Source organism: Tunturiibacter gelidiferens (genome assembly GCF_051013345.1).
In the GTDB taxonomy this organism is placed as follows: domain Bacteria; phylum Acidobacteriota; class Terriglobia; order Terriglobales; family Acidobacteriaceae; genus Edaphobacter; species Edaphobacter gelidiferens_A.
On record NZ_CP132939.1, the window covers coordinates 4036063 to 4062598 of the forward strand.

At 59.2% G+C, this 26536-nt stretch carries 27 protein-coding genes and 3 pseudogenes; 19 read left to right on the forward strand and 11 right to left on the reverse strand.

What is annotated here, in order from left to right:
- Window positions 1-207: 207 nt before the first annotated feature.
- Both RBB80_RS20205 and RBB80_RS20210 read right to left on the reverse strand, forming a co-directional pair.
- On the reverse strand, window positions 208-942 hold the full coding sequence (locus tag RBB80_RS20205) for a PhoU domain-containing protein (protein ID WP_433964216.1): 735 nt from the start codon (window positions 940-942) through the stop codon (window positions 208-210).
- A 179-nt stretch (window positions 943-1121) separates the two neighbouring features.
- Complete coding sequence (locus RBB80_RS20210; protein WP_433964217.1) at window positions 1122-1400, reverse strand: DUF4242 domain-containing protein; 279 nt, start codon at window positions 1398-1400, stop codon at window positions 1122-1124.
- A 132-nt stretch (window positions 1401-1532) separates the two neighbouring features.
- Between RBB80_RS20210 and RBB80_RS20215 the strand changes: the two genes are divergently transcribed.
- A complete protein-coding gene (locus RBB80_RS20215) occupies window positions 1533-2534 on the forward strand; it encodes a GlxA family transcriptional regulator (RefSeq protein WP_433964218.1) in 1002 nt (333 codons plus the stop codon).
- Here the strand turns inward: RBB80_RS20215 and RBB80_RS20220 are convergent.
- The 4 genes and pseudogenes from RBB80_RS20220 to uvrB form a co-directional block, all read right to left on the reverse strand.
- On the reverse strand, window positions 2531-3316 hold the full coding sequence (locus RBB80_RS20220; RefSeq protein WP_433964219.1) for a dienelactone hydrolase family protein: 786 nt from the start codon (window positions 3314-3316) through the stop codon (window positions 2531-2533). The genes RBB80_RS20215 and RBB80_RS20220 overlap by 4 nt on opposite strands.
- A 267-nt stretch (window positions 3317-3583) precedes the next feature.
- Window positions 3584-4282 carry a DUF3300 domain-containing protein gene (locus RBB80_RS20225; RefSeq protein WP_433969778.1) on the reverse strand — a complete coding sequence of 233 codons (699 nt, stop codon included), beginning with the start codon at window positions 4280-4282 and terminating at the stop codon, window positions 3584-3586.
- The gene (locus RBB80_RS20230; protein WP_433964220.1) at window positions 4177-4557 is read right to left on the reverse strand and encodes a hypothetical protein; all 381 of its coding nucleotides are present in this window, start codon (window positions 4555-4557) and stop codon (window positions 4177-4179) included. Before RBB80_RS20230 ends, RBB80_RS20225 begins: the two co-directional genes overlap by 106 nt.
- A gap of 160 nt (window positions 4558-4717) precedes the next feature.
- Window positions 4718-6703, reverse strand: a pseudogene (gene uvrB, locus RBB80_RS20235) (excinuclease ABC subunit UvrB).
- 177 nt (window positions 6704-6880) lie between these two features.
- Between uvrB and RBB80_RS20240 the strand changes: the two are divergent.
- A pseudogene (locus RBB80_RS20240) lies at window positions 6881-7228 on the forward strand (histidine phosphatase family protein); the annotation flags it as partial.
- A 71-nt stretch (window positions 7229-7299) separates the two neighbouring features.
- Window positions 7300-7467 carry a histidine phosphatase family protein gene (locus RBB80_RS20245; RefSeq protein ID WP_433964221.1) on the forward strand — a complete coding sequence of 56 codons (168 nt, stop codon included), beginning with the start codon at window positions 7300-7302 and terminating at the stop codon, window positions 7465-7467.
- 129 nt (window positions 7468-7596) lie between these two features.
- Here RBB80_RS20245 and RBB80_RS20250 read toward each other — a convergent pair whose 3' ends face one another.
- Window positions 7597-8814, reverse strand: coding sequence for an FAD-dependent oxidoreductase (locus RBB80_RS20250; RefSeq protein ID WP_433964222.1), 1218 nt, complete (start codon window positions 8812-8814; stop codon window positions 7597-7599).
- A gap of 36 nt (window positions 8815-8850) precedes the next feature.
- The gene (locus tag RBB80_RS20255; RefSeq protein WP_433964223.1) at window positions 8851-9567 is read right to left on the reverse strand and encodes an HAD family hydrolase; all 717 of its coding nucleotides are present in this window, start codon (window positions 9565-9567) and stop codon (window positions 8851-8853) included.
- 54 nt (window positions 9568-9621) lie between these two features.
- Here RBB80_RS20255 and RBB80_RS20260 point away from each other — a divergent pair, with 54 nt between their 5' ends.
- Window positions 9622-10305 carry a carbonic anhydrase gene (locus RBB80_RS20260; protein ID WP_433964224.1) on the forward strand — a complete coding sequence of 228 codons (684 nt, stop codon included), beginning with the start codon at window positions 9622-9624 and terminating at the stop codon, window positions 10303-10305.
- Between the two features lie 75 nt (window positions 10306-10380).
- Here the strand turns inward: RBB80_RS20260 and RBB80_RS20265 are convergent, their stop codons facing one another.
- The 3 genes from RBB80_RS20265 to lexA form a co-directional block, all read right to left on the reverse strand.
- Complete coding sequence (locus tag RBB80_RS20265; protein ID WP_433964225.1) at window positions 10381-11241, reverse strand: DUF4097 family beta strand repeat-containing protein; 861 nt, start codon at window positions 11239-11241, stop codon at window positions 10381-10383.
- Between the two features lie 107 nt (window positions 11242-11348).
- Entirely contained in the window at window positions 11349-12557 is a 1209-nt protein-coding gene (locus RBB80_RS20270) for an efflux RND transporter periplasmic adaptor subunit (RefSeq protein ID WP_433964226.1), read from the reverse strand.
- Between the two features lie 182 nt (window positions 12558-12739).
- Window positions 12740-13345, reverse strand: a complete 606-nt coding sequence (lexA, locus tag RBB80_RS20275) for a transcriptional repressor LexA (protein ID WP_179583881.1) — start codon at window positions 13343-13345, stop codon at window positions 12740-12742.
- A 116-nt stretch (window positions 13346-13461) separates the two neighbouring features.
- On the opposite strand from lexA, the gene RBB80_RS20280 reads away from it, so the two are divergent.
- The 15 genes and pseudogenes from RBB80_RS20280 (at window position 13462) to RBB80_RS20350 (ending at window position 26527) form a co-directional block, all read left to right on the forward strand.
- Window positions 13462-14511, forward strand: coding sequence for an alpha/beta fold hydrolase (locus RBB80_RS20280; RefSeq protein WP_433964227.1), 1050 nt, complete (start codon window positions 13462-13464; stop codon window positions 14509-14511).
- A 163-nt stretch (window positions 14512-14674) separates the two neighbouring features.
- Window positions 14675-15418: a response regulator transcription factor gene (locus tag RBB80_RS20285; protein ID WP_433964228.1), complete on the forward strand. Its 744-nt coding sequence runs from the start codon at window positions 14675-14677 to the stop codon at window positions 15416-15418.
- Window positions 15411-15668 carry a hypothetical protein gene (locus RBB80_RS20290; protein WP_433964229.1) on the forward strand — a complete coding sequence of 86 codons (258 nt, stop codon included), beginning with the start codon at window positions 15411-15413 and terminating at the stop codon, window positions 15666-15668. Before RBB80_RS20285 ends, RBB80_RS20290 begins: the two co-directional genes overlap by 8 nt.
- A 5-nt stretch (window positions 15669-15673) precedes the next feature.
- Window positions 15674-17059, forward strand: a complete 1386-nt coding sequence (locus RBB80_RS20295) for a sigma-54 dependent transcriptional regulator (RefSeq protein WP_433969779.1) — start codon at window positions 15674-15676, stop codon at window positions 17057-17059.
- A 389-nt stretch (window positions 17060-17448) separates the two neighbouring features.
- Complete coding sequence (flgB, locus tag RBB80_RS20300) at window positions 17449-17817, forward strand: flagellar basal body rod protein FlgB (protein ID WP_433964230.1); 369 nt, start codon at window positions 17449-17451, stop codon at window positions 17815-17817.
- A gap of 3 nt (window positions 17818-17820) precedes the next feature.
- A complete protein-coding gene (gene flgC / locus RBB80_RS20305) occupies window positions 17821-18348 on the forward strand; it encodes a flagellar basal body rod protein FlgC (protein ID WP_433964231.1) in 528 nt (175 codons plus the stop codon).
- A 54-nt stretch (window positions 18349-18402) separates the two neighbouring features.
- Window positions 18403-18738: a flagellar hook-basal body complex protein FliE gene (gene fliE, locus RBB80_RS20310; protein WP_433964232.1), complete on the forward strand. Its 336-nt coding sequence runs from the start codon at window positions 18403-18405 to the stop codon at window positions 18736-18738.
- 32 nt (window positions 18739-18770) lie between these two features.
- A complete protein-coding gene (gene fliF, locus RBB80_RS20315) occupies window positions 18771-20561 on the forward strand; it encodes a flagellar basal-body MS-ring/collar protein FliF (RefSeq protein ID WP_433964233.1) in 1791 nt (596 codons plus the stop codon).
- Window positions 20561-21649: a flagellar motor switch protein FliG gene (gene fliG / locus RBB80_RS20320; protein ID WP_433964234.1), complete on the forward strand. Its 1089-nt coding sequence runs from the start codon at window positions 20561-20563 to the stop codon at window positions 21647-21649. Before fliF ends, fliG begins: the two co-directional genes overlap by 1 nt.
- A complete protein-coding gene (locus RBB80_RS20325; protein WP_433964235.1) occupies window positions 21630-22349 on the forward strand; it encodes a FliH/SctL family protein in 720 nt (239 codons plus the stop codon). Before fliG ends, RBB80_RS20325 begins: the two co-directional genes overlap by 20 nt.
- A 177-nt stretch (window positions 22350-22526) precedes the next feature.
- Window positions 22527-23702, forward strand: a pseudogene (locus RBB80_RS20330) (ATP-binding cassette domain-containing protein); the annotation flags it as partial.
- A gap of 6 nt (window positions 23703-23708) precedes the next feature.
- A complete protein-coding gene (locus tag RBB80_RS20335) occupies window positions 23709-24191 on the forward strand; it encodes a hypothetical protein (RefSeq protein ID WP_433964236.1) in 483 nt (160 codons plus the stop codon).
- A 68-nt stretch (window positions 24192-24259) separates the two neighbouring features.
- Complete coding sequence (locus tag RBB80_RS20340; protein ID WP_433964237.1) at window positions 24260-24445, forward strand: hypothetical protein; 186 nt, start codon at window positions 24260-24262, stop codon at window positions 24443-24445.
- Between the two features lie 80 nt (window positions 24446-24525).
- Window positions 24526-26010 (forward strand): hypothetical protein, encoded by a 1485-nt coding sequence (locus RBB80_RS20345; protein ID WP_433964238.1) that lies wholly within the window; start codon window positions 24526-24528, stop codon window positions 26008-26010.
- Between the two features lie 49 nt (window positions 26011-26059).
- Window positions 26060-26527: a flagellar hook capping FlgD N-terminal domain-containing protein gene (locus RBB80_RS20350; protein WP_433964239.1), complete on the forward strand. Its 468-nt coding sequence runs from the start codon at window positions 26060-26062 to the stop codon at window positions 26525-26527.
- Window positions 26528-26536: the final 9 nt, after the last annotated feature.

Consider the following 26536-nt stretch of genomic DNA (forward strand, 5'->3'; position numbering starts at 1 on the left):
CCAAACAGGTTAGAGGCAAAATCGTCTTTCTAAAGCAGTTAGGAGCTTAAAGTCGAAAGCCCCGGTGGGTGCCCGGGGCTTTCGCTATGTTCTGTATCCAGTATAGCGGTTTGACTATAACTCATACGCCACGCGAAAGTGCTGGATTGACGCGGGGTTTGGCGGTTCAGGGGCTTGACAGGATTTCGGTCGGTTGAAATCGGCCCTTCAGTTGAGCAGCGAGAGTCGTGGCAGTCTGGGGAGGCTCTCGGCGGCGATCCAACTACCAAGAAACAGAGAGTTCAGGGTGTCGTGCCCATTGGCTTCGAAGGAGAGTTCGCGATCGCTCTCTTTGAGCCAGAACAGGATTGCATCGGCCATGTCGTGAGTTTGTCTTGCGACTGTGCCAAGGCTGCGTGCGATGGCGGGCTCGAAGATATCTTGTTCGTCGGTGGTCTGATGGTCGGCCTCGCACATGCTATCGAAGACCAGCTCGCACCGTCGCCATACCGCCTGACTTTGAAGAACTGCTTCGGCGTATCTGAGTTCCTGCTTGAACAGAGCGACGATGCACAACCGCATCAGGGAGTTCACAAGGTCTCCGAGATTGCACAGTGCCGCGTGTTTGGGCATGCGACTGCATTCGAAGAAGGAAGGCGTGTCTTGTGCGATCTGAACCGCTGCACGGGAGGTAGTGAGAAGAGCGCTGCTGAGACGCAGCGCAATGAGCACGAAACGGCAGTCTGAAGAATCGGTCACCTTTCGAGTCGCGAGCTTGCGGCAGATCTCTTTGATTCTTTGGTGATGCTGTTCCAGTTCGCGCTCGGTGGTGCGTACGGAGCGGCTGAACTCCGGAGAGCCTAGCTGATACCCTTTGATCGAATAGTCGAGAACGCGTTGTGACAAGCGTGCCATCTCGACAAGCTGTACCTGCAAAACGTTGATGGGTTGATAGCGATTCATTTCGTTTCAGTCCTTCGACTTAGTCATTTGACTCATTGGCCCTGGGCAATGCTGCAGAATTTAAAATGAAGAGATTGGTGCGAGTGTGGCAGTGATTGCGAATCCCCAAATAGGGATAGTAACGAGCGGACACGAAGGTAATGATTACTCTGCATCTACATCTACACTTTTGAATTTTGCTAACTTTGCGAAGCAGTTGTGGGGTCGAACTCTTTGCTAATCTCGGTGATCCTAGAAGCAGGGAAGCCACTTAGCTCTGCATGCCGATGGATGACTGCCTCATCTTTGGCGAGGTAGATACAGAACGTCTTGTCTGCCGCAACAAAGGATTCGACCCACTGAATGTCCGGTGCAAGCTTGCGTAGTACGTCGTTTGACCTGGCGGCAGCTTGCTTCAACTGTTCCGGCTCGAGAGTTCCAACCTGTGGGATCTCACGTTCAATGACGTAACGTTTCATACTCTTCTCCTTAAGATCCTCAGCAGGAAGTTGCTTTGGATGTTCTCAAGGTACGGGGGAATGCGCCTTGCTACAAGGCGGCATATATGCCATTCTACGTAGGTGATTCGGCCATCCGAGAGGTGGTTGCAAATGACTGGTCTCAAAGATGTCACGGTTTTGTTTCTCGACGAAACATTTTCCTCTACCGCTACTGGTCCGATGGAGGTCTTTCGTCACGCGGGAACGTTGTGGAATGGATTCGCGGGACAGAAACAAGTCTCTCGCTTTCGAGTGACGACGGCGTCGGTCGATGGACGCGCGGTCCGTTGCGATGGGCCGATCCACATCACGCCAGCTGTATCGATCAAACAGATCCGCAAGACCGACCTGATCTTCATTCCGTCGACAGGACTCAGCGTAGAGGACGTGGTTGAGCGCAATGCAGTAGTGGTGCCGTGGTTGCAACAGTGGCATAAGCGTGGAGCTGCTATTGCGAGTGTGTGCTCGGGTGTGGGTCTGGTCGCGGCCTCGGGGCTACTTGACGACAAGCGTGCCACGACACACTGGAGCCTCGCGGAACGGTTCCGTGTGAAGTATCCCAAGGTGCGATGGATGCCGGAGTTGATGGTCACGGAGGACCACAACTTTTACTGCGGCGGCGGCCTGAACGCTGCGCTTGATCTTAGCCTCTATTTGGTGGAGCGATTCTGCGGGCATGAGGTCGCGATGCAGAGCGCGAAAGCGATGTTGATCGAGACACCGCGCGCATGGCAGTCTGGCTACGCGATCGTTCATCTGAAGACGGAACACTCCGATGGAACGATCTCCGATGCGCAAGAGTGGCTGCACCGAAATTTTCATAAGGACTTTCCGCTTGAGGATCCAGCGAAGAGCGTCGGGATGAGCTTGCGGAATTTTGTTCGGCGGTTTAAGCAAGCTACGGGTGATACGCCTTTGATCTACCTGCAGAAGCTGCGAATCGCCGCAGCCAAGCGCCTGCTTGAGGGAGGACATCGCTCGATGCGAGAGGTCAGTGATGCTGTGGGGTATCAGGATCTTGCTTTTTTCGCGAGGTCTTCCAGCGGCACACGGGGTCTCTCCCAGTACTTATCGGCAGAGGTTTGGGCTGTAGGTTTCCTCGAGACTTGTTAGTGGCGGGTTTCGGTGGAGGCGGTGGGTTGTGCGGACTGGTCGCCTTCGCCTAGTTTGCGGTGGAAGAAGTTGAAGACGAGGCCGTAGAGGCTGTGTGCGAGTTCGGGGTCGTAGCGGATGCCCTCGTCGCGCATGAAGGCGTGGGCTCCGTTGACCTCGTGCCAGCTGAACTTCTTTTCGAGTTCGTTGAGGCGGGCGAGAACGGCCATGCGGCCTTCGAGGGGAATGTGCGGGTCCTGACGGCCCCAGATCATGAGGAGCTCGCCTTTGATGTCGGCGGTGCGCTGGAGGGAGTCGTCACCGCCTTTGCTGAGCGAGCCTTTGTGGATGTCGGTGGCGTAGAAGCAGGCGGTGGCGAGGACGTCGGGGTTCATGGCGGCGCGGAAGGCGAGGTGGCCGCCGATGCAGATGCCCATGGCTCCTAGATGGCCGGTGCAGTCGGGGCGGGATTTGAGGTGGTCGAGTGCGGCGCGGGCGTCGGCGTCGTAGCTGGAGAGCTCTTTGGTGGTCTTGAGGACGTTGCCGCGGTCGGAGCCGGTCTGATCGTAGGCGAGGATGGTGCCGGCGGGTTCGAACTCGTGGTAGATCTCGGGCATGGCGACGATGTAGCCGTGGCCGGCGAGCATGGCGGCGGTGCGGCGGATGGGCGCGGTGATCTGGAAGATTTCGGAGTAGAAGACGATGCCGGGGTAACGGCCGGGCGCGGCGGGGCGGACGATGTGGGTCCGCATCGGGCCTTTGGGGGTGTCGAGTGTGACGTACTCGTCGTTGACGATGATCATATTTCCCTCGGTTGGCTCTTTGCTGCTTTGGGTTCGGAACTGGAGAATAGAGTAGCAAGGAATTGCTGATTGGAAATTAAAGAGGCAACGGCAAGGAGAAATATGGGGGTCTCTCCACTGCGCTGTTTACGGTGAGACTGTGACCAGCTTCGGTCGAGATGACATTTTTTGGTTGGGGTAGAGTGAAAGCAAAAACAAAGGCAAACAATTGCAAAAGTCATGTCCGGCAGAGGATGGCTGCCGGACATGTTTTTTAGCTGGTGGAGTTTAGTGGTGGTGTTCGCCGCCGTGCTCTTCGTAGTGGGCGTGGTTTTCTACGCGAGCGGATGATGGGTGCACGTAGGGATGTGCATAGGGGTGAACGTAGGCGTTACGGTTGTAGTAGGTGCGGGTCCAGGGGTGGTGGTCGATTATGATGGCGTGGCCGCCCCAACCGAAGCCTGCGCCGTACCAGCCGTAGGCTCCTAGGGCAGGGCCGATGGTGACAACGGGGCCGAAACGGATTCCTGTGCTGATGATGAAGCCGGGGCGGGGCCGGTAGAAGACGACTGCGGGACTGTAGACGGGCACGTAGTAGTAGGCGGGGTTGATGGGTTGGATTTCGAGGTAGCCGCCGTTGTCGGCGACGTTGTCGTAGGAGTTGGGGACGAGGTAGCCGTAGTCGTGGGCGAGGTGGCGCTGGCGCTGGACGGCATCCATGACGTCGGGGCGCTGGCTGAGCACGGCGTTGCCGAGGGTGCCGGTCCATTGAGGGTCGCGGGCCATCATGTCGAGGACGTTTGGGAAGGGCAGAAGGGCGAGGAGGCTGGGGTCCCAGGAGAGGTTGTCGGCCTGGATGGCCTGGGCGAGGTCGTCGCCGGTCATGAAGTTGTGCTGCTGGGCCCAGGTGGCGGCGTCGGGGATCTCGTTCCAGAAGGTAGAGGCGGTGAGGACCTGGGCCAGGAGCGGATCGGGGTAGAGGGCGATGCGCTGGACGAGCTGGTCGAGCTGCTGGGGCGCAATGGTGGGCGGCGGGCCTTGTTGTTGGTCAGGGGGCCGGGCTGCTGCTGGTACTGGGGGTCGCCCTGCTGCGGATCGTTTTGCTGCGGATAGGATGGTTGGTTTTGCTGATTAGGCTGCGCCTGCTGCTGGTCTGGGAGAGGCGGCGGCGGCTGACGCTCGATGGGGGCTTGCGCGAATGCGGACGCTGACAGAGTAGTTACGAACAAGGCGCTAACCAGGGCGTGGGCGAGTTTTTTCATAGACTCTTTCTTTCGAAGCGAAGGCGGCAGGTTTCGATGCTCGAGAGGGTGCATGCTTCTTGTTGCAGATGATTTCTCCCGCACAGTGATGGACGTTTCACTGGGAGCAAAAGTTGTGGTGTACCAGGTCTGTCCAATGTCAAAAGTTTATGGTTAGGGATTAGCTGAAGAGGAACTCTTTGGTGCGGAGTTCTTTGACGGTGTCGCGGAGCTTGGCGGCTTTTTCGAATTCGAATTTTTTGGCGGCTTCGCGCATGTCGGATTCTAGTTTGCCGATGTAGACGTCTAGTTCTTGTTGGGTGGCGAAGTCGGGCATGCCTTCGGCTTCGTCGGTGAGGTCGGCGTAGTCCGCTTTGAGGATGCCGGCGAGGCCCATCTCGATGGGGCGGATGATGCTGGCGGGGGTGATGCCGTTTTCTTCGTTGTAGGCGACTTGCTTTTCGCGGCGGCGGTCGGTTTCGTTGATGGCGCGCTGCATGGAGTCGGTCATCTTGTCGGCGTAGAGGATGGCGCGGCCTTCGATGTGGCGGGCGGCTCGTCCGATGGTCTGGATGAGAGAGCCCTGCGAGCGGAGGAAGCCTTCTTTGTCGGCGTCGAGGATGGCTACGAGGGAGACTTCGGGGAGATCGAGTCCTTCGCGTAGGAGGTTGATGCCGATGAGGACGTCGTACTCGCCTTTGCGGAGGTCGCGGAGGAGCTTGATGCGTTCGAGGGTTTCGATCTCGGAGTGCATGTAGCGGCAGCGGACGCCGACTTCGGTGTAGTAGCTGGCGAGGTCTTCGGACATGCGCTTGGTGAGGGTGGTGACGAGGACGCGCTGATTTTTTCGGTGCGGTCGCGGATCTCGGCGAGTAGGTCGTCGATCTGGCCTTTGATGGGGCGGATTTCTACGACGGGGTCGATGAGGCCGGTGGGGCGGATGATCTGTTCGACCACGACGCCTGCGGATTTTGTGAGCTCGTAGGGGCCGGGGGTGGCGGAGACGTAGATGATCTGGCCGGTGCGGGATTCGAACTCTTCGAAGCGGAGGGGGCGGTTGTCCATTGCGGAGGGGAGGCGGAAGCCGTAGTCGACGAGATTTTGTTTGCGGCTGCGATCGCCGTGCCACATGCCGTGGAGTTGTGGGACGGTGACGTGGGACTCGTCGATGAAGAGGAGATAGTCCTGCGGGAAGTAGTCGAGGAGCGTGGGTGGGGGTTCGCCGGGGAGACGGGCGGAGAAGTGGCGAGAGTAGTTTTCGATGCCGTGGCAGAAGCCTACGGATTTGATCATCTCGAGGTCGAAGCGGGTGCGCTGGTGGATGCGCTGTGATTCGACTAGGCGGCCTTGATTTTCCAATTCTTTTCCCACCACTCCATCTCTTCGAGAATGGAGGCGATGGCGGTGGTTTTGCGCTCGGGTTGGACGACGTAGTGGGACTTGGGATAGATGGGGAGGCGGGAGTATTTTTGTTTGACGGTGCCGAAGAGGGGGTCGATTTGGGAGAGTGAATCGATTTCGTCGCCGAAGAGCTCTATACGGTAGGCGTTCTCGTCGTAGGTGGGATAGACCTCGATGATGTCGCCGCGAACTCGGAAGGTGCCGCGACGGAAGTCGACGTCGTTGCGGTCGTAGAGGATTTCGACGAGGCGGCGGGTGATGTCTTCGCGCTTTATCTTTTGGCCTTTTTCGAGGAGCATCAACATGCCGTAGTAGGCTTCGGGCGAGCCGAGGCCGTAGATGCAGGAGACGGAGGAGACGATGATGGCGTCGCGACGCTCGAAGAGGCTGCGGGTGGCGGCGAGGCGAAGTTTATCCAACTCTTCATTGATGGTTGATTCCTTCTCAATGAAGAGATCGCCGGCGGGGATGTAGGCTTCGGGTTGGTAGTAGTCGTAGTAGGAGACGAAGTACTCGACGGCGTTGTTGGGGAAGAAGGTTTTGAACTCGTGGTAGAGCTGGGCGGCGAGGGTTTTGTTGTGCGCGAGGATGAGGGCGGGGCGTTGCAGGTCTTCGATGACCTTGGCCATGGTGAAGGTCTTGCCGGAGCCGGTGACGCCGAGGAGGACTTGATCTTTTCTCCGGCGTGAATGCCGGAGATGAGCTCGGCGATGGCGCGGGGCTGGTCGCCCTGGGGCTTGTAGGTGGTCGAGAGCTGGAAGTCCATCTTTATAGGATAGTTTATTGAGAGGGCAGGTTGTGAAGAGTGAGAAGAGCAACAAAGACAAAGGCGAAATACGGGGGTCTCTCCACTTCGCAGCGGACGGTGAGACTGTCCGCCGCTTCGGTCGAGATGACGCTTGATTCGGGAAGGTAAATTTTTTAGGAGCAAATGGAGGCTGGGATGAGTGTGGGAACTGAGTTGTGGCTGGTGCGGCATGGAGAGACGGAGTGGAGTTTGAGTGGGGCGCATACGAGCCGGACGGATATTCCGCTGACCGACCATGGACGAAAGCGGGCGGAGGAGTTGCGGGATTATTTGAAGGGGACGAAGTTCGATGCGGTGTTTGAAAGCCCGATGCAGAGGGCGCGGGAGACCTGCGCCATTGCCGGATTTGGAGATCGGGCTGTAGTGGAGAACGGTTTGAAGGAGTGGGACTACGGCGTGTATGAAGGGAAGACGACGAAGGAGATTCAGGCGGAGATTCCGGGGTGGTCGGTGTGGAAGAACGAGATTGTTGACGGCGAGGCGGTGGAGCATGTGGGGGAGCGTGCGGATGGAGTGATTGCTCGTGCGTTGGCGGCTGCTCCGCAAGGGGGAAGGTGGCGCTGTTCGCGCATGCGCATATTTTGCGGATTCTGGCGGCGCGATGGGTTGGGTTGGCTGCTACGGGTGGGAGTCTGCTGGCGTTGGGGACAGGCAGCGTGAGTGTGATGGGGTGGGAGCGGGAGACGCGTGTGATTTCGAGTTGGAATCGCGGGTTTGAATAGAGGTTGGGTTTGGGTTCCTGCTTGAGGTGAGAGATATGAGCGTGGCTGAAACCCATGTCTCAAAATCGAGACATGGGGGCATCCGCAATTTTGCCTGGTCAGGGTTCGTCTGCTTCATCAGGAGGGGCGTTAGAAGTTTTTGATGTGCTGGGGTTGTAGTCCTACTCCGACGAAGCGGGCCGGGAGGCTTTGGAAGCCTGGGATGCCGGTGAGGATGCGCAGAGCGAGTGGCGGCTGGATGGGGCCGGGGTTGCGAAGGACTCGGTTCAGGATGCGGTGGGCGGCGACTTGTACACGCTGGGTGTTGCGCACTGCGTTTTGGCGGTAGTGCTGCACCTGGGCGAGATTGTGCGGGCTAAGGGTGTTGGAGAGCAGCGCTTCGGTGAGGATGTTGGCGGTGGCTACGGCGTCCTGTATGGCGATGTTGATGCCGATGCCTCCGACGGGAGACATGGCGTGGGCCGCGTCGCCGATGCAGAGGAGGCCGGGCGAGGACCACTCCCAAAGGCGGTTGACCTGAATGGTGAGTAGCTTGACCTTGTCCCAGGAGTCGATCTCGGCGGTGCGGCCGGCGAGGAAGGGCACAATGCGCTCGATGCTTTGTTGGAAGGCGGCTAGACCTTCCTGTTGGATGGCGGGGAAGGTGCCTTTGGCGATGATGTAGCCGACCTGGAAGTAGTCGTTGCGGTTGATGAGGATGATGAGGCGGCCGTAGTTGATGTAACCGAGTGCATTTTCGGGGTCGGAGGGTTGGCGTGCGATCTTGAGCCAGAGAACATCGACGGGGACGCCGACGTCCTGGAGTTGCAGATGACCGGCTTCGCGGGAGATGGCGTGGCGGCCGTCGCAGCCAACGGTGAGGGTGGCTGGAATTTCGACCGGGCCGTCGGGTGTGTTGGCGCGGACACCGATGGTGGCGCCGTCTTGCTGGATGAGGCCGGTGGCTTCCCAGCCCATGCGCAGGGTGAAGGCGGGAAGGTGGCTGGCTTCGCTCGAGAGAAAGTTGAGGAAGTCCCACTGCGGCATGAGGGCGATGAACTTACAGCGGGTCGGAACGTGGGAGAAGTCGGCGATTGGGAAGCGCTGGCCGCCGATGGTGGCGGAGAGTGCCGCGACCTGGGAGTGTGGAATCGTGAGGAACTTTTCGAGCAGGCCGAGTTCGTGGAGAAGGTCAAGCGTGGAGGGGTGGATGGTGTCTCCGCGGAAGTCGCGGAAGAAGTCCTTGTGCTTTTCGAGGACTGTGACTTGCACGTCGGCGCGGGCGAGGAGAAAGCCCAGCATGATGCCTGCGGGGCCGCCACCGATGATGCAGCAGGTGGTGGCGAGCGGGTTTGCGGCGGCAGCCATGGGTGGTGATGAGAGTAGCAAGCCGCGGGGAGGGCGTCAAAAGGTTTGCTGAGAATTTGTGAGGATGTAGGAGAGCCAGTCGGCGGGGGAGTGGGCGAGGTGATCGGGTGGAGCGTCCTCGAGGGAGTGGGGCTTGAGGCCGAAGGTGCAGCCGATGCTGCGGGCGCCGCAGTTGCGGGCGGTGAGGACGTCGATGTCGGTGTCGCCGACCATGATGGTTTCGGCGGGGGTGATGGTTTGGCCGGCGAGCCTGGAGGCCTCGGAGATGAGAGCTTCGAGGCCGTGGGGGTCGGGCTTCTTGGTGTGGAAGCTGTTGCCGCCGTAGTTCTGGAAGAAGAAGCGGGAGAGGTCGAAGTGATCGCAGATGGCGCGGGAGGGATGAACGGGTTTGTTGGTGAGGACGGCCATGAGGAGCTTTGGGTGTGTGGCGCGGATGGCTTCGATGGCTCCGAAGACGCCGGGGTAGACGTAGGTGTGGTCGAGTTTGTGGATGCGGTAGTAGTCGAGGAAGAATGTAAGTGCATTGGTTACGTATTGCTCATCGGTAGGGTCGCCTTCGGGGTCGCCGATGGCTCGGCGGACGAGCATGGAGGCACCGTCGCCGATGTAGCCGGAGATGACGGCTTCGGGAAGGGTGGGCTTGCCGAGGTGGGCGAGAGTGGCGTTGACGGAGTTGCAGAGATCGACGCGGGAGTCGATGAGGGTGCCGTCGAGATCGAAGACGATGAGGCGGGGAGGGGATGCTAGGGGCATGGTTTAAGGGTAAACGATGCCGATGGTATAAGCTTTCTGGCATTGGGAGGCACTATGCGACGAGCGATTGATGGAGAGTGGACGCGCAGGCAGTTTGTTGCGGGAGTGACTGCGGCTGGCCTGATGGCGGAGCTAGCGGGGATTGGCAGGGCGGCGTCAGCGCAGACGGGAATGACGGGCGAGACGGCAATGCATGAGTTGATGGCGGGGAACGAGCGGTTCATGGCTGGGAAGATCACGTCGTTTCCGGAGGACCTGAAGATCCTGCAGGAGAAGACTGTGCTGAAGCAGGAGCCGTTTGCCGCAGTGCTTTCGTGCGCCGATTCGCGTGTGCCGGTGGAGATACTGTTCGATCAGAGCATTGGGCATGTGTTCGTGACGCGGGTGGCGGGGAATGTCGTGACACCGGAGATTATGGCTAGTTTGGAGTACGGCGTTGCCGTGCTGGGGCTGAAGGCGGTTTTGATACTGGGGCACTCGAACTGCGGGGCCATCAGTGCTGCAGTGCAGGGCAAAGAGGTGCCGGGGCAGATCAGTGTGCTCTACCAACACCTGATGCCGGCGGTGCGTGATGCGCATGGAGACGTGGTTCAGGCAGTGAAGGCGAATGTTGTGTTTCAGACGAGGCTGGTGCGGGAGAGTTCTACGTTGATCGCGAAGGCGGTGAAGGAGAACGGAGTGAGGGTAGCGGGTGGGGTCTATGATCTGGAGACAGGGCGGGTGGCGATCATCGCTTAACAGACGATTGTGTTAAATAAGAAGACGGTGGCCGTGGTTGGGTTCGCGGCCACCGTCTTTTGTTTTTTGGGAGGACTACTTGATCTGGATGTCGCCGGAGCCGGTGCCAATGCGGAGAGTGGGGCCACCGCCGCCTACGACCGCACTGACGTGGTGGCGGTTGAGGCTGCCCTGCATCGTCATGGGTTGAGCGACGCTGATATTTCCGGAGCCGGTGTCGGCGTCTAGGTTGAAGTGGGCGTTTCCGACGGTGAGATGAACGTTGCCGCTGCCGGTGGAGAGCTTCCAGTCGCTGGTGGGCTGGCCTTCGGCGGTGATGTCGCCGGAGCCGGTGCTGGCTTTGAGGGCTCCGTTGAGGCCGTGGAGCTGGATGTTGCCTGAGCCGGTCTCGGCCTTGACGTCACCGGGGCCAGTCTGTTGAAGTTCGATGTCTCCGGAGCCGGTGCCGAGGGTGGTCATGCCCTGTACGCCATGGACGTGGACGTTGCCGGATCCACTCTGCGCTTTGACGGAGGCTCCCACGTCCTGAATGTCGACATCGCCGGAGCCGGTGGTGGAGTTGATGGTGGAGGCGCGGGGGAGGATGATGTCGTAGTCGATGGAGATGTTGCGGAAGAGGTCGTTGTTGTGGCGCTCGCCGATGGTGATGTCGTTGCCGCTTTGGACGATGGGCGGGTTGCTGATGATCTGCTGGATGCGGCTGTCGGTGTCGGAGCCGCCACTCATCCAACCGTGGCTGGAGTGGAGGTGTGCGACGATGTGGACCTGATCTCCAGAGCCGGGATGGAGACGGATCTGGCCGGAGCCAGTGGAGACTGAGACGTTGGGAGAGCTGCCGGCGCTGAGGGTGCGCTCGAAGTTGCCGTCGGCAGCGAAGGCGGTCGCTGCGGCGAGAGTGAGCATTGCGGCGGTGGAGGCGAAGACTGTGATCTTCATGGGCGTTCCTTTTGGTCGACTCTGGGTCATGTGGTTTAGATGGTGCCTCGTTACAGATCTTTGTTCGCTCGGTGGCGATCTTGAGTTGGTGTCGCTGGCCTTATGGCTTATTGCTGAAGGATGACAGTGTCGCCAGGATTGAGGCCGGCGAGAATCTCGGTTTTGGTGCCGTTCGAGATGCCGGCCTTGATATCGACCTTTCTGCGGCCGTTCTTTTGTTTGGGATCTGGGATCTCGACGGAGGCATTGCGGTCTTTGTCGTAGAGGACGGCCTGCTCGGGGACGGTGAGGACGTTTTTGTGCTCTTCGAGGAGGATCTCTGCGTTCGCAGTCATGTTGGCTTTGAGTTCGCCGCCGGGGTTGTCGATGGAGACGCGGACCTCGAAGGTGGTGACGTTATCTTTTTCGACGCCGAGGGGCGCGATCTTGGTGACTTTGCCTAGAAAGGTCTTGTCTTTGAAGGACTCGACTTTGATGCGGGCGGCCTGGCCCATGTAGACCTTGCCGATGTCGGACTCGTCGACCTTGCCCTGCACGTAGACCTGAGTGGTGTCGCCGATGGTCATGACGAGAGTGGCGGTAGAGCCGAGGACGAGGATGGAGCTTACGGCGTCGCCGATCTCGACGTCGCGGGAGAGGATGGTGCCTTCCATTGGCGAGATGACGGTGGTGTAGCCGAGTTGCTCTTCGAGTTGCTTCAGAGACGCCTTGTTCTGGGCTACCTGTGCTTCTGCCTGGCGGAGTTTAGAGGCATCCACGGTGATTTGGGAGACGGCCTTGTCGCGGGTGTTGGCGGCAGAGAGGTACTTTTGCTGGGCGTCGTCGAGTGCTTGCTGTGAGACTACGCCTTCCTTGGACATCTGCAGGTTGCGATCGTAGGTGTGCTTGTACATGGGGAGGTCGGGCGCTTCGGCGTTGACCTTGTCGTACTGGATGGAGGCCTCTGCGGCGCGGGCGTTTGATTCCGCTGCGGCGAGCTGGGCTTTCTGGGCGGCCACCTGGTCGAGGATCTCCTGCTGGTCGAGTTGGGCGAGAACCTGGCCCTGGTGGACGTGGGCATTGATGTCGGTGTCGAGGCGAGTGACGATGCCCGAGGCTTTGGATTTGACTTCGACTTTGGTGATGGGCTGGACCTTGCCGGTGGCGACGACGGAGCGGGCGATGTCTCCACGCTCTGCTTTGGCTAATTGCGAGGGCTCGAACTTGGTGGTGTTGCCGCGGGCAGCTGCGACCACCCCGAGAACGACGACCAGGAGGACGACGCTGAGGCCGACCCAAAGCCATGTTTTTCGTTTGTTTTTACGCTGCGTAGCCAATTGCTTGCTCCCGTTGGTGCCGGTGATATGAGTCTTCGAAGTGTGGTTACGCAGGGATACGCTGCGCGGTTCCGTCGACCAGGAAAAAGTTTACGGTAAAGACGTGGCGGTGGGGCAGAGTCGACGTTTAGACGGGGGATCTGAGAGGGAGGAAGCAGTGTGGCAGGAGGGCGTCTGTGAATTTATGCGTACTTTCGGAGGACGCCGAGAACCTTGCCCTGGATGCTGACATTGGCGGCCGGGGCGTAGATGGGGGACATCTCGGTGTTGGATGGCTGGAGGCGGATCATGCTGCCTTCACGGTAAAAGCGCTTGAGGGTTGCGTCGGAGCCGTCGATGAGAGCGACGATGATCTCGCCCTCGCGCGCGGTGCGGGTGCGCTCGACGAGAACGTAGTCGCCGGAGACGATGTGTTCATCGCGCATGGAGTCGCCTCGTACTTCGAGGGCGAAGACTTCGCGGTTGCCGATGATGTCCGAGAGGGAGATGCTCTCGGCGCTTTCGATAGCCTCGACGGGTTTGCCGGCGGCGATGCGGCCGAGCAAAGGCAGACGGTCTGAGCCCTTTCTGCCGCTTCGAACAGGGAGCACATCAATGGAGCGGCTGCGGTTGTGCGCGCGCTGGAGGAGGCCTTTGTTCTGGAGATTGGTGATGTGTTTGTGGACGGTGGCGAGTGAGCTGAGACCCAGGCCGCTGGCGATCTCCTCGTAGGAGGGCGAGTAGCCGTTCTTCTGAGTAAAGCTGGAGAGGAAGTCGATAACCTCTTTTTGTCGCCGTGTAATTGCCATGCCGATGATTGTAGCGAATAAAAAGCGAATTGCAAGGTGGTTTGAAGATTTATTTCGGCAGGTATTCGAAGCGGTCGCACGCGGCTTGAGGCAAGAGCGAGAGATATGCTGCTTTCATGAAGATTAAGGAAGGTTGGACTCGAATCTTTGGGTTAGCGATGGTGTGGGCGCTGATGGTCTCGGTGGGGTGGTCGCAGGAGGGTGCGCAGAGGATTGCGGAGCTGGGAAGGTGTCCTCTAGAGAGCGGAAAGGTGGTGCTGGATTGTCGGGTTGGATACCGCACATTCGGTGCGATGAACGCTGATGGATCAAATGTCGTGGTGATGCCGTCCTGGCTGAATGGGCGAAGTGAAGATCTGGTGCCGCTCTTCGGGGAAAAGGAGACGGGACATCGATTGGTGGACACGTCGCGGTTCTTCGGCGTGGCGTTCGATGCTTTCGGGGATGGGGTTTCTTCGTCGCCGTCCAATAGCAAGCGGCAGCATGGGCCGGAGTTTCCGGTTTTCACGATGGAGGATATGGTGCGGGCGCAGTATCGCGTGTTGACAGAGGTTTTGCATGTGCGGCATGTGCATGCGGCGGTGGGTCTGTCGATGGGCGGAGAGCAGGTGTTTGCCTGGGCGGTACTGTTTCCGAAGTTTGTGGATCTTGCGGTGCCGATTGTGGGGACGCCGCAGGTGACCAGTTTTGATTTGCTGTCGAAACAGATCGTGATCGACGCGATTGAGGCGGACCCCGAGTACATGCATGGGCGGTATGCGACAGAGCCACAGTTGAAGCTTGCTAATGCGATCGGGACGCTGATGGTGAGCGCACCACAGTATAGGAACGCCGAGGTGCCGCGGGGGCGGTTTGCTGAGTGGATGAAGATGGTGGAGTCGCCGCAACGACAGGATGCAAATGACAGAGTGTGGCAGGCGAAGGCGATTATGCATCACGATGTGCTACATGGAAGAACGATTGAGGAGGTTGCGCGAAAAGTGGGGGTGAAGTTTCTAGTGGTTGTTGCGGCCGAGGATCGGATGGTGACTCCGCAGCCTGCACTGGAGTGGGCGAAGGCTGCGGGGGCGGAGACGTATATTTCGGCGGGAAGCTGCGCGCACTTGATTATGAACTGTGACGCGGAAGCTGTGTCGTCACGGGTGGAGCGATTTTTGTCGAGGTAATACGGGGATTCCCGTTTTGAAATTGGCCACACAAAAGATCGCGAAGAAGTCTTGTCAGGACGAGCCGGATACACCAAGGTAATAACACGACACCGAAACAGTAATGTGATTTCGGTTGGCGTGGATGACCTGAACACCTTGACTGTGCCTTGGGAGATACGAAATGCGAGTTTTGATTGTGGAAGATGACGCAGCACTGGGATTGTTCCTCCAGAAGGGTCTGAAGCTGGAGGGACACCAGGTGGATTGGGTGGGTGATGGTGAGGCGGGGTTGAGGCATGCGGAAGAACATCGTCCGGACTTGATCGTGCTGGACCTGAGTCTTCCGCGAAAAGATGGGATCGAGGTGCTGGCTGAGATGCGCGGGCGCTTCGATGAGACCTCGGTGCTGGTGCTGACTGGTCGCAGCACTGTCGAGGAGCGGATTAAATGTTTGAACCTTGGAGCGGACGATTGCCTGCTGAAGCCTTTCAGCTTTCATGAACTGACGGCGCGCTGCCGGGCGCTGATGCGACGGCGAGAGCAATTTGCCGATCCGGTACTGCGCCATGGCGACGTCGAACTGAACCGGATGGAGCGCAAGGTGATGCGCAACGGACAGCTGGTGGATCTCACCGTGAAGGAGTTCAGCCTGCTGGAGTTTTTACTGAAGCGGGGAGGGCAGTGTTGCAGCCGGAGTGAGTTGCTGCGGGATGTGTGGCAGATGTCTCCCGATGCCGGGACGAATGTGGTGGATGTGTATATCAACTATCTGCGGCGTAAGCTGGCGGCGGCGAGCGCAGATGGCGACCTTGGGAACTCGGTCATCGAGACCGTGCGTGGAGAAGGCTACCGGATGAGTGGCGGTCGCAAGAGTGTCGGCCGGGTTGGCGTGCTTCCGGTGAGTGCGGCGTATGCCGGTGCGTGAGCTAGTGCAAGAGGCAGGTCGCGCGGAGCTTGTGGAGCGCCTTGATGTCGCGTTGCACGGCCTTTGCCAGCCGCTGACGGTGTTGCAATGCAGGCTGGCGATGGGCGAGATGATCGGAGAGCCGGATGCGATGCTGGAGGCGATTCGTGAGGCGTTGAAAGAGTGTGTGCGATTGAACCAGACGGTTGGAACGATGCGGACTGTGTTGCAACAGGTGAAGGCGGAGACGAACGACGAGAGGATAGGGTGACGGCGATGGGTATGGGACGGGAGTCGGTGTTGAACATGGATGCGGCCGAGGTGGCTGCGGTGCGAACGGTGGTATTGGCCAGTGCGGATGCGGGGTTGCGGCAACGGCTTCGTACTTCTCTGACGGGACTGCGGTGGCAGGTTCGCGAGGCGAGTGGAGGAGCGGAAGCGATGGCGCAGCTCGAGGACGCGCGGTCGGAGGCGCTGCTGGTGGATAGCTGGCTGCCGGATCTTGAGGTGGGCGAGTTTGCGAGCGTCATCCGAATGATGTATCCGGCGATGGAACTGCTCCGGGTGGACGGTGGTGTGGATGGGGGAGCCCGGAGTCCGCGGCGTAATGAGCTGCTCCATGCGCTGAGGGAGGCACAAAACGCTCCGTTGAACGATACGGCGGCGTGGGCAGCCGCTCCGGTTTCGGTGCCTTCGCCGGCTTCGGCAGCTGCATCTGGTGCGGCAACGAAAGCGCCGATTCGGATGCCGTCCCCGATGAAAAAAGACATTGACCAGGATGAGGCGCGGGAGAGAGAAGAGCAGGTTCGGTTAGAGTCGACGCGGCAGGCGCTTGCGGTTTTGCTTGGACGGGAAGAGACAACGCGCCCTGCAGCGAAGAACGAGGCGATGTTGCCCGAGATGATCGGTGCGAGCGAGCCGATGCGCGAACTGACGCGGTTGATTCGGCTGGTGGCTCCCCGGTCAACGACGGTGCTGATCGAAGGAGAGACGGGAACCGGGAAGGAAGTTGTGGCGCGAGCTTTGCATCGCTTGAGTGAGCGCGCCGGGAAGCCGTTTGCTGTGTTGAACTGCGCCGCGATCCCTGAGGCTCTGCTGGAAGCTGAACTGTTTGGGCATACGCGCGGTGCGTTTACGGGGGCAGTGCAGTCGCGAACCGGACGGATTGAAGCAGCGCATGGGGGAACGCTCTTTCTGGATGAGATTGGTGAAATGCCGATGGCGCTTCAGGCGAAGATGCTGCGGTTCCTGGAGTGTGGCGAGTTGCAGCGGGTTGGCGATAACGAGACGATGCGTGTGGATGTGAGAGTGATCGCGGCGACGCATCAACCTTTGGAGAAGCTGGCTACGAGCACTGGCGCGGAGAGAACGTTTCGGTTGGACCTCTACCATCGGCTGGCTGTCTTTCCGGTGGAGGTGCCAGCGCTGCGGGATCGGATGGAGGATCTTCGGTTGCTTGCTGAGCACATTCTGGAACAGATGGGTCAGGAGATGCCACGCAAGCGGCTGACAGCCGAGGCGGAGGCGAAGCTGTATGAGCATAACTGGCCAGGCAATGTGCGGGAGTTGATGCATGTGCTCGAGCGTGGCGCGATTCTGTCAGGGGACAAGATGGAGATTGGGGAGGACGAGATTCGCTTTCGACGAGCTACTCGAAGCTAGGTCCAGAGGCTTGGAGTTAGAAAGAGCAGCTCGGAGTTGGTGGTGGTTGCGCTGGATCGGGAGAGTAAGGTGAATATTTTTTTGTAGCTGGGGACCCTTGTTTTTAAGGGTTTCTGGGAAAATATAGGTTTTTCGCTGTGCTGTTTTGGTGGTGAAGACGCGGTGAGAGGCGTGGTGAACGTGGCTTTTTAGCAGCCACTTTTTGCGCGGTAGAAGATAAGCTACGATTTCGAACTGTGTTCTTAGGTAATCGCGATTGCGTACAGTTTCCAGGCAGACTTGAGTTGAAGGACAATTCGGAGTTGGAGATTGATAAGAGCGCTCTCATTTGAGAGCGCTTTTGTTTGGTCGTACGACTGCATATGTCATGGCGTGGAGGTGCAGCACATATGCAGACGACGACAGCGATGGGCGATGCGTTGGGACGGTATCTGGATCTGACCAGTCAGCAGATGCAGGTGACTGCCAGGAATATGGCGAATGTCGATACGCCTGGGTTCAAGACGCAGGGGTTCGATTTCGAAGAGGTGTTTGCGCAGCAGTTGAACGACAGCGCGGGCGCGGCTGGTCTTGAGGGAGTGCAGGCTCCGATGCAGGACGTGGACGGCCTGGTGGCACGGCCGGATGGAAATAACGTGTCGATGGACCGCGAGGGCTTGCAGCTGGCCAAGGCGCAGATGCAGTTCAAGCTGGGGACGCAGCTTCTGAAGGGCGAGTTTTCGTCGGTGATGAGTGCAATTCATATGGATTCGAAATAAGCCATGAATATCTTCGGAGTGATGGATGTAAGTGGTTCGGCGCTGAAGGCCGAGCGAGTGCGAGCTGAGGTGGTGGCTTCGAATATGGCCAACGCCGAGACGACACGGACGCCTGAGGGCGGGCCATATCAGCGTCACCATGTGGTGTTCGAAGCCCAGGGTGGGGGAACATTTCAGAACTCGATGGCGAGCCAGTTGAGTGGCGGATCGAGCATTGGCGCTGGGAGCGGCTTCAAAAATATCTACACCGGCGGGATCAGCGGTGGCTTGAGCAATGATCTGACGGCTGCTAATCCGACACCAGGCGGAGTTGAAGTGACTGGTGTGATCGCAGATGCAAGTAAGCCGTTGCAACGGTATGACCCGGCGCATCCAGATGCAGGGCCAGATGGATTCGTGGCGTATCCGGATATCAACCCGTTGACAGAGATGGTGGATCTGATGGGAGCGACGCGGGCGTATGGGATGAATGCGTCGGCGATTACGGCGGAGAAGAGCATCTTCAACTCTTCGCTTGATCTTTTGAAGTAAAGCGATCGTGCACGGCACGAAGACATAGAAGAGATAAGAAGCGGAGGAGGGATTGTGGTCGGATTGCCTGTTGGTTCCGGAGTGATGAGCGGAGTAGGGATCGGAGGCCTCGATGATGGCTTCCTGAGTGATGCGGGTGTCGCGACGTCGAACGCAGGCGGCGCGGGCAGCGTGCCTTTTGCGGGGGTGTTGCAGTCGATGGTGAAGGAGACGACGAAGCTCGACCAGAAGGCGTCTGAGGCCGTGACCGGATTGTTGAATGGCTCCGGTGTTGAGGTTCACGACGCAATGATTGCAACGCAGAAGGCGAATATGGCATTTGAACTGGCGCTGCAGGTGCGAAACAAGGCAGTAGGCGCTTATCAGCAGATGATGGGCATGCAGTTTTAAGAACTTAGGGTTCAGAGAGACGCTGGAGCGAGATGGCTGAGACAGAACAGGTTGGCGGGTCGGGAATTCAACGAGCAGGACAAGCCGGCGCTGGTGTGGCTGCCGGGACTCCACTCGAGAAGGCGCAGGCGATGGCGTCGGCGATGCGCGAGCGGCTGATGGCGATGCCGGCCGCGAAGAGGACGTGGCTGATTGCGGCTGGAGTTTTTCTGGCGGCTGTGTGCGCTGGGATGGTCTGGTTCGCGGGGCGTCCGGATTGGCGGGTGCTGTTCAGCGGACTCGATGGGAAGGACGTGCAGCAGGTCTCGCAGGAGCTTGCGGCCGCGGGAATCCCGTATGAGACAACAGCGGATGGTGCAGGGATACAGGTCCCGGCGGATATGTTGGATAAGGCTCGGATGGAGGTTGCTGCGAAAGGAATGCCGCAGACAGGGAGACTTGGCTTTGAGTTGTTTGATAAGCCGAACTGGGTAGGTAGCGAGTTCGATGAGCGGGTGAACTATCAGCGCGCTTTGGAAGGCGAGCTCGAACACACGATTGGAACGCTGGGAGTGGTGAAGTCGGCCCGTGTGCACCTGGTGCTGCCGCAGCCTTCCTTGTTTACAGCGGAAGAGAAGGTGGCGAAGGCCTCGGTGGTGTTGAAGTTGAAGCGCGATGCGCTTGATCCGGAGCAGGCCGATGCGATTCGCAGTCTGGTTGCCGGTTCGGTGGAGAATCTGAGTCCGGACCAGGTGACGCTGGTGGATGCCGATGGGCGAGTGAACTTCAAGCCGCGTTCGAGCAGTGCGGCCGAGGCCGATGCGGAGCAGGCGATGGAGGCGAAGCTGGTCGCCATGCTTGAGCCGCTTGCTGGACGCGACAATGTGCGGGCTACGGTGAATGTGAGTTACGACGAAGGCAGCGAAGAGCGGACCGATGAGGTCTACGATCCGACCGAAGTGGCGACCTTGAGTATGCAAAAGAGCGAACAGGTATCGACAGGACGGGGAGGGCCTTCGGGTGTTCCTGGAACAGCAAGTAATTCGCCGGGCGCGTCGCCTGAGGGTGCGGTGGCCGGATCGCAGGCGGCGGTTGCACCGGGAACGCCTCCGCTGCTGCAGAAACAGGCTCAGTCGCTGCCGGTGTATCCGCAGCAGAACGGAGCTCAGGGACAGAGCATCCATCAAGAGAATGGAACCTACGGGGTTACAAAACATCTGGTGCATACGGAGCAGGGGCCGGGCCGGGTGCGACGTGTGTCGGCTGCGGTGGTAGTGAACGATCGAAGCATGACCGAAGGTGCGGGCAAGCTGGAGCATATGGTGTGGAAGCCGCGGAGCGCGGAGGAGATGCATCGGCTGGAGGAACTGGCACAGGCCGCAGTTGGATACGACGCGCGGCGCGGTGACCAGGTGGTGATGCAGAACGTTAGCTTCAGCACGAACGCGCCCGAGGTGAAGCCGCCCACGATGGACAGGTTGATGGAGCAGGTGCGCGGGTTGCTGCACACGCAGCCAGGACTAATGCGAACGGGGGTCATTGGGCTTTGCGGCGTACTGCTGGTGCTGTTTGTTTTGCGTCCAGTGGCGACCCAGATGACTGCGACCTTGCGTGAACCGATGTTGCTACCCGCCGAGACCGGGCACGCTGGGATGAGCGCGGCCGACCAGGAGCAACTATTGGCATCGAGTGAAGCGCCGGAAGAGCTGCCGCGGGCGAGAAACAAGACTTACCAGCTGCAGCAGGGAATCTTTGAGCAGGTTTCGGAGCACATTCGACGGGAACCGGGACAGAGTACGCGGTTGATTGAGGCATGGATTGGAACGTCTGAGGAGAGGTCGTAATGGGGACAGCGATGCAGTTTGCAGGGGCAGAGACGACGCGGCAGAATCCGTTGCTGTTGACACCGGAGTCGGGGTTTGTTCCGGCGGATATTCCAGGGCTGCGGAAGGCCGCAATCCTTATGGTCGCGATCGGAGATGAGCTGGCGAAGACGCTCTTTCAGAGTCTCTCTGAGAACGATGTGCGCCGGGTGACCGAGGAGATTACACGGCTGGGAGACGTTCCGGCAGCCCAGTTGACGCAGGTGCTGACGGAGTTTTACGGCCTGCTGGAGACGCAGCAGTACATGGTTCGCGGCGGTCCGGACTACGCGCTCAAGTTGCTGACAGAGGCGTTTGGGGCGACCAGAGCGGAAGAGCTGCTGCAGCAGGTAAAGAAGATTCGCGAGCGTACGAATGGCGACATGGCGATGTTGCAGAATATGGACGCACAACACCTGAGCAAGTTCTTGGAGAATGAACACTCGCAGACGGTGGCGCTGGTGCTGGCGCATTTGGATGCCAAGCGAGGCTCGACGGTGTTGATGAATCTACAGGGCGCGATGCGAGTGGATGTGGTCCGGCGCCTGGCGGAGATGCGGCAGTTCTCGCCGGAGATGGCACAGACGGTCGCGATGGCGTTGCACAAGCGAATGGAGAAGATGGGTTCGAGTGGACGGAAGTCTTACTCGGGCTTCAAGGCAGTCGCAGAGCTGTTGAACCGGCTGGACCAGGGCGAAAGTCGCGGAATTTTGGAAGAGATCGAACAGAACGAGCCGAAGGTGGCTATCGGAATACGTGAGTTGATGTTTGTCTTCGAAGATCTTTGCACGGTGCCGGCTGAAAGTATTCGCGAGTTTGTAAGTTCTGCCGACAAGAAGGTGCTTGCGATGGCGCTGAAGGGTGGAAAGGACAACGTGAAGGCTCATCTGTTCAAGGCGATGAGTTCGCGTGCGGTCGAGATGCTGAAAGAAGACATGGAGGTGATGGGACCGGTGCGGATGAGAGACGTCAACGCTGCGCAGCAGGAGCTGTTGGCACTGGCAAGGCAGCTCGAGAGCGAGGGCAGGATGATCTTGAAGATGGAGGTGGATGATGATCTCGCCGTCTGAGAACGCTGGGGCAGATGCAGGTCGCAGCGCTGGAATGCAGTTGCCCGAGAGGTTGATGAAGTCGGGTGCGAGGAGCGTGTCGCGGCTTGAGTTTTATCCGTTGGATCGGCCAGAGCCCGTTGAAGAGGTCGTAGTAGAGGAGAAGATCGCTGACGCGCAGACTTTGCTGAAGGAAGAGGAGGCATTGGACGGGGAACTGGGGTCACAGGCGGAGCAGATGTCCGCACAGGTTGAAACAGCGCGGAGTGAGGCGATGATTGAGGCTCGTCTTTTGTGGGAGGCCGAGCTTGAGGAGAGGATTGCGACGGAGCGCTCGCGACTCAAAAAAGTTGAAGAGGGGTTTCTCCAGGAGCGGACGAGGTATTTTGCTGGAGTCGAGGGTGAGGTCGTTCGGTTGGCGCTGGCTATCGCTGCACGGGTGCTGCATCGTGAGGCGAAGCTGGATCCACTTTTATTGAAAGGTGTGGTGAGAGTAGCGCTCGAGAAGGTTGCAAAAGACAGTACGGTGGTGCTGCGCGTGCCGGTGGGCGAGGTCGAGATGTGGCATGGAGTGTTTGCTGCGAATCAGGAGTCCGCCCTGAAGTTGGTGGGAGATGAGCGGCTGGGAGATGGGGAATGTGTGCTCGAAACCAACGTTGGCAGAGTAGAGCTTGGCGTGAGCGCGCAGTTGGAGGAGATTGAGCGAGGCTTTTTGATCTGATGCAGCAGAGGCCGGCATGAATAATGACGCACAGAAAGCGGCGGACATGGCTTCGAGCGGTCTGGGTACTTACATGACCCAGTTGGCAAATCGGCCGGCCTGGCGCTGGAGTGGACGCGTGGTGGAGGCGAATGGGCAGACAGTGGAGGCAGAGGGTCCGTTGTGTTCGGTGGGAGAGTGCTGCGAGATTGTCGACAGCGAGGGGCAGAGGCATAGAGCTGAGGTAATCGGATTTCGCGGACGGCATGTGCTGGCGATGCCTTTGAAGGAGACGCAGGGAATTCGATACGGTGACGCTGTACTTGCGATGGGTGTGACGCCGCAGATAGCCGTGGGAACGGAGATGGAGGGAAGGATCGTCGACGCGTTGGGGGCTCCGCTTGATGGTCTGCCGACGCCGAGGGCGGTAGAGATGTGGCCTCTTGATGGTACGGTGCCGCACCCGATGGAGCGTGAGCCAATTCGAGAGCCGCTGCAGACGGGGCTTCGCGTGTTGGACGGGATGTTGACGGTTGGGCGCGGGCAGCGAGTGGGGATCTTTGGCGGCTCGGGTGTGGGCAAGAGCACGTTGATCGGGATGATGACGCGGAACACGGCGGCTGACCTTACGGTGGTCGGGCTGGTAGGGGAGCGCGGGCGTGAGGTGCGGGAGTTTGTAGAGGATTCGCTGGGGGAGGAAGGGCGTAAAAATCGGTTGTGCTGGTTTCGACGTCTGATCAGAGTCCGTTGCTGCGCATGCGGGCGGCGATGGCGGCGACTTCGGTGGCGGAGTTCTATGCGGCCCGAGGGAAGCATGTACTGCTTGTGCTGGATTCGTTGACGCGGTATGCCATGGCAGCACGAGAGCTGGGGCTTGCGGCGGGAGAGCCTCCGGCGAGTAAAGGGTATACGCCGTCGGTGTTTGCAAAGCTGGCGAAGCTGGTCGAGCGCGCAGGGAACTTTCGCAATGGGAGTATCACGGCGTTTTATACGGTGTTGATGGAAGGCGATGACCAGCAGGATCCGGTGGTGGATGCGGTGCGATCGCTGCTGGATGGACATGTGGTGCTGTCGCGGTCGATGGCGGCGAGTGGATGGTATCCGCCTGTAAACGTGCTGGATTCACTGAGCCGGTTGATGCCCGCGGTGACTATGCCGGAGCACCGGGCACAGGCTTCGACGGTGCGAAGACTGCTGGCGGCTCATGCTCGGTCGGAGGATTTGATTCGCATTGGAGCTTACAAGGCAGGGACCGATGAGGACCTAGACCGGGCGATGCGGGCGATGCCTGTGCTGCGCGCATTTCTTGAACAGGGAAGCGACGAGCGCGTGACGATGCAGGAGAGTCTGGCACGGCTGAATGCGATGGAGCTATAGAGAATGTCGACGCGTTTAGAGACCCTACAGCGATTGATGAATCTGTATACCGCAGTCGAACAGATGCATTCGACCGAGTTGCACCGGTTGACCACAGCAGTTCGCGAGGCGCAGCAGGCGGTTTCGGTCGAGCAAAGTGTGGCGCAGGCGGCCCGTATCGATGGGCGTGAAGCATTGACCGCGGGTGATCGTGTGGGTTGGATGATGTCCGAGACCCAACAGGAGACCGCGGGTTGGAGGCGGCGGAAGCTGGAAGAGATTCGTGTGGAGCGCCAGGAGCTGAGTGATGCGGCTCGAGAACAGTATGTCGCGAGCCGGTTGAGGAAGGAGCAGATGAAACGAGTCTTTGAAGAGATGGAGGCGCGGGCGGAGCTTGAAGCGGGCAGAAGGGTGCAATCCTCCTCCGATGATCTCTTTCTGTCGCGACGGCGATGGACCGACGCGAACGAGAAAGCAGAAGAGAGCGAGCAGATGAAGGCCTCCTAATTATTTCGCGGCGTGTTTGGAACGTCGATTGCATTTGCACCAATCGCAGAAGATGGACGAGGACCGAGATGATGAGTACGGCGATTCTGATGGCTATGGGTGCAGAGCAGACCAGTAAGCAACCGGCAGCCCACGACGTAGAGAAACTCGAGGGGCCTACGTTTGCGCAGACTCTGGATGCTCGTGTGGAGATCTCTCCCTCGATCCAGGGAGAGACTCCAAGGTTGCGACACTGCCCGAGACGTCGAATGTAAAGACGGAACCAACTACGAAGAACCTGGTTGATGCGCCTGACCTAACGGCCGGTGCCAAGGCAAAGATATTCGCTGGCCAGTTGACGCCAGCCCAGGCCGAGAGCAAAGACATCAACGTCGCAAAGGCTGCGCCATCGCATCCAGGGATAGTGGTGGGGACAAAAGTTCAGAAGAAGGCGGAAGAGGCAGAGACGCAGGTTGTCGAACCGGTCGGGAACACGGAAGAGAACCAGACAGAGACAGCGGTAGTCGCTCAGGTTGCACCGACTGCCAGCTTGCAGACGGAGAGAGCTATACCACCGGAGCAGGCGGTAGGGAATCAGATTCAGCTGCCTCTGGTCCAGACGCCAGCGAGTCAGAGAGAGGCGTTGGCAACGACCCGGACGCAAGAGGTCGCTCCCGAGAAGAAGACAGCAACGAAGACGCAAGCGGGAGATGCTACCCAGCCGGCTGTGAGTGCGAAGAACGGGGCAGCCACAGTGTCTCCGACAGCTGATGAGATGAAGTCGACGCACGGAGTTGCTGCCCAGGTGGTCGTTCAGGCGGCCAATCCGATTCCGGCACATATAGTTGCGGCGTCTGCTTTGCCGGTTGCGACCGCTGCGCCTGCTATGCCTGTTGCGACGTCAAATGTTGCAGTCAACCTTGAGGGTGGCAAGAATGTAGTCGGCCCGGGTGCTGGTTCCTTGTCTGGAGGTACATTGTCTGGCGCCGCGCCTGCGGCTGCAGATGGTTTGGCAAGCAGCAAGAATACTGCGCATGGCACGAAGACCCCTGTTTCCGATCGTGAGACGGTGGCAGCTCCGGGCGACCCGACTGCGCCCGCTAAACCTGATGCTAAGGAAGAGAGATTGCAGGCGGTATCGGAGAATGCGGGAGGTGACAGTGATGCGAAGACGCGGTTAACTGGCGAACCTCCTGTGACAACGGTTCATATACCGGCACCAGGAGCTGACGCTACGGCAGGAGCGGCGACGTCGGTGGTCACGGGATTGACGAAGCTGTCTGGCGGCGGAGGCGGCACCTCAACCGGTGGCTCGTCGAATGGGCTGAGAGAACAGGACAGCTCGGGTAGTGTGGCACGATCCTCAGAGCCAATGCCGCGAACACTATCTGCGACTCCGACGGCGCTTGAGGTTGGTATTCCGGATGGAACACATGGGTGGTTGAAGGTTCGGGCGGAGATGGCCGATGGCGGCGTGGTGAACGCATCGGTGTCGGCGGCGTCGGCGGCGAGCCAGGAGATGTTGCATCGGGAGCTGCCGTCGCTGACTGCCTATCTCCAATCCGAGAAGGTTGCGGTGAATACGGTTGTCGTTCATCCAACGGCGAGCGCGGGAGCGGAGCCACGAGGCTACCCGGCTGGAACAGAGAGTGGTGGCAGCGGACAGACGCCACAGAGAAGTAATGAAGGAGGAGAGCAAGGACGGGGTCCTCTTAGAGCGACAGCGGAAGTAACAGACGATGTTGCGGGTTACCAGGGGTTGCACGGAGTTGGCGAAGATGCAACGTTGCCGCCGGCTGCATATCCAGGCGGTGGAAGCTGGCTGAGTGTCAGAGCGTAAACAAGCGGGATTAACTTCAAAAAACTAATTGAGATTAGGAGATAGAGAGATGGATTGGTCACAGATGAACTCGATTGCACCTATAGGATCGTCGGCAAGAGCGGTATCGTCGGCGATGGCTTCAGGGAAGACGGCAACACAGGCGACACCGAAGGCTGCGGCATCCAGCCCAACTTTAAATGGCGGATCGGCCAGCAGCAGTTCCGCTGATTCGTCGAACATCACAGCGCAGGACTTTCTTACTCTGCTGGTCAGCGAGTTGAAGAATCAGGATCCTACGCAGCCGACGGATCCAAACCAATACATTACGCAGTTGACGCAGGTAAACAGCCTACAGCAGTTGATCCAGCTCAACCAGACGACACAACTGGGAGATGGAGACTCTGTTGCTTTGCTCAACGACATCGATCTTACCGTCAACCCAGGCTCGACAGTAGCGTCTCCGTCGGCGCCCTCGTCTCCGTCTGCTCCCTCGTCTCCGGCTCCCTCGTCTTCGGGGTCTGGCTCGGGCTCATAACAACTCAGT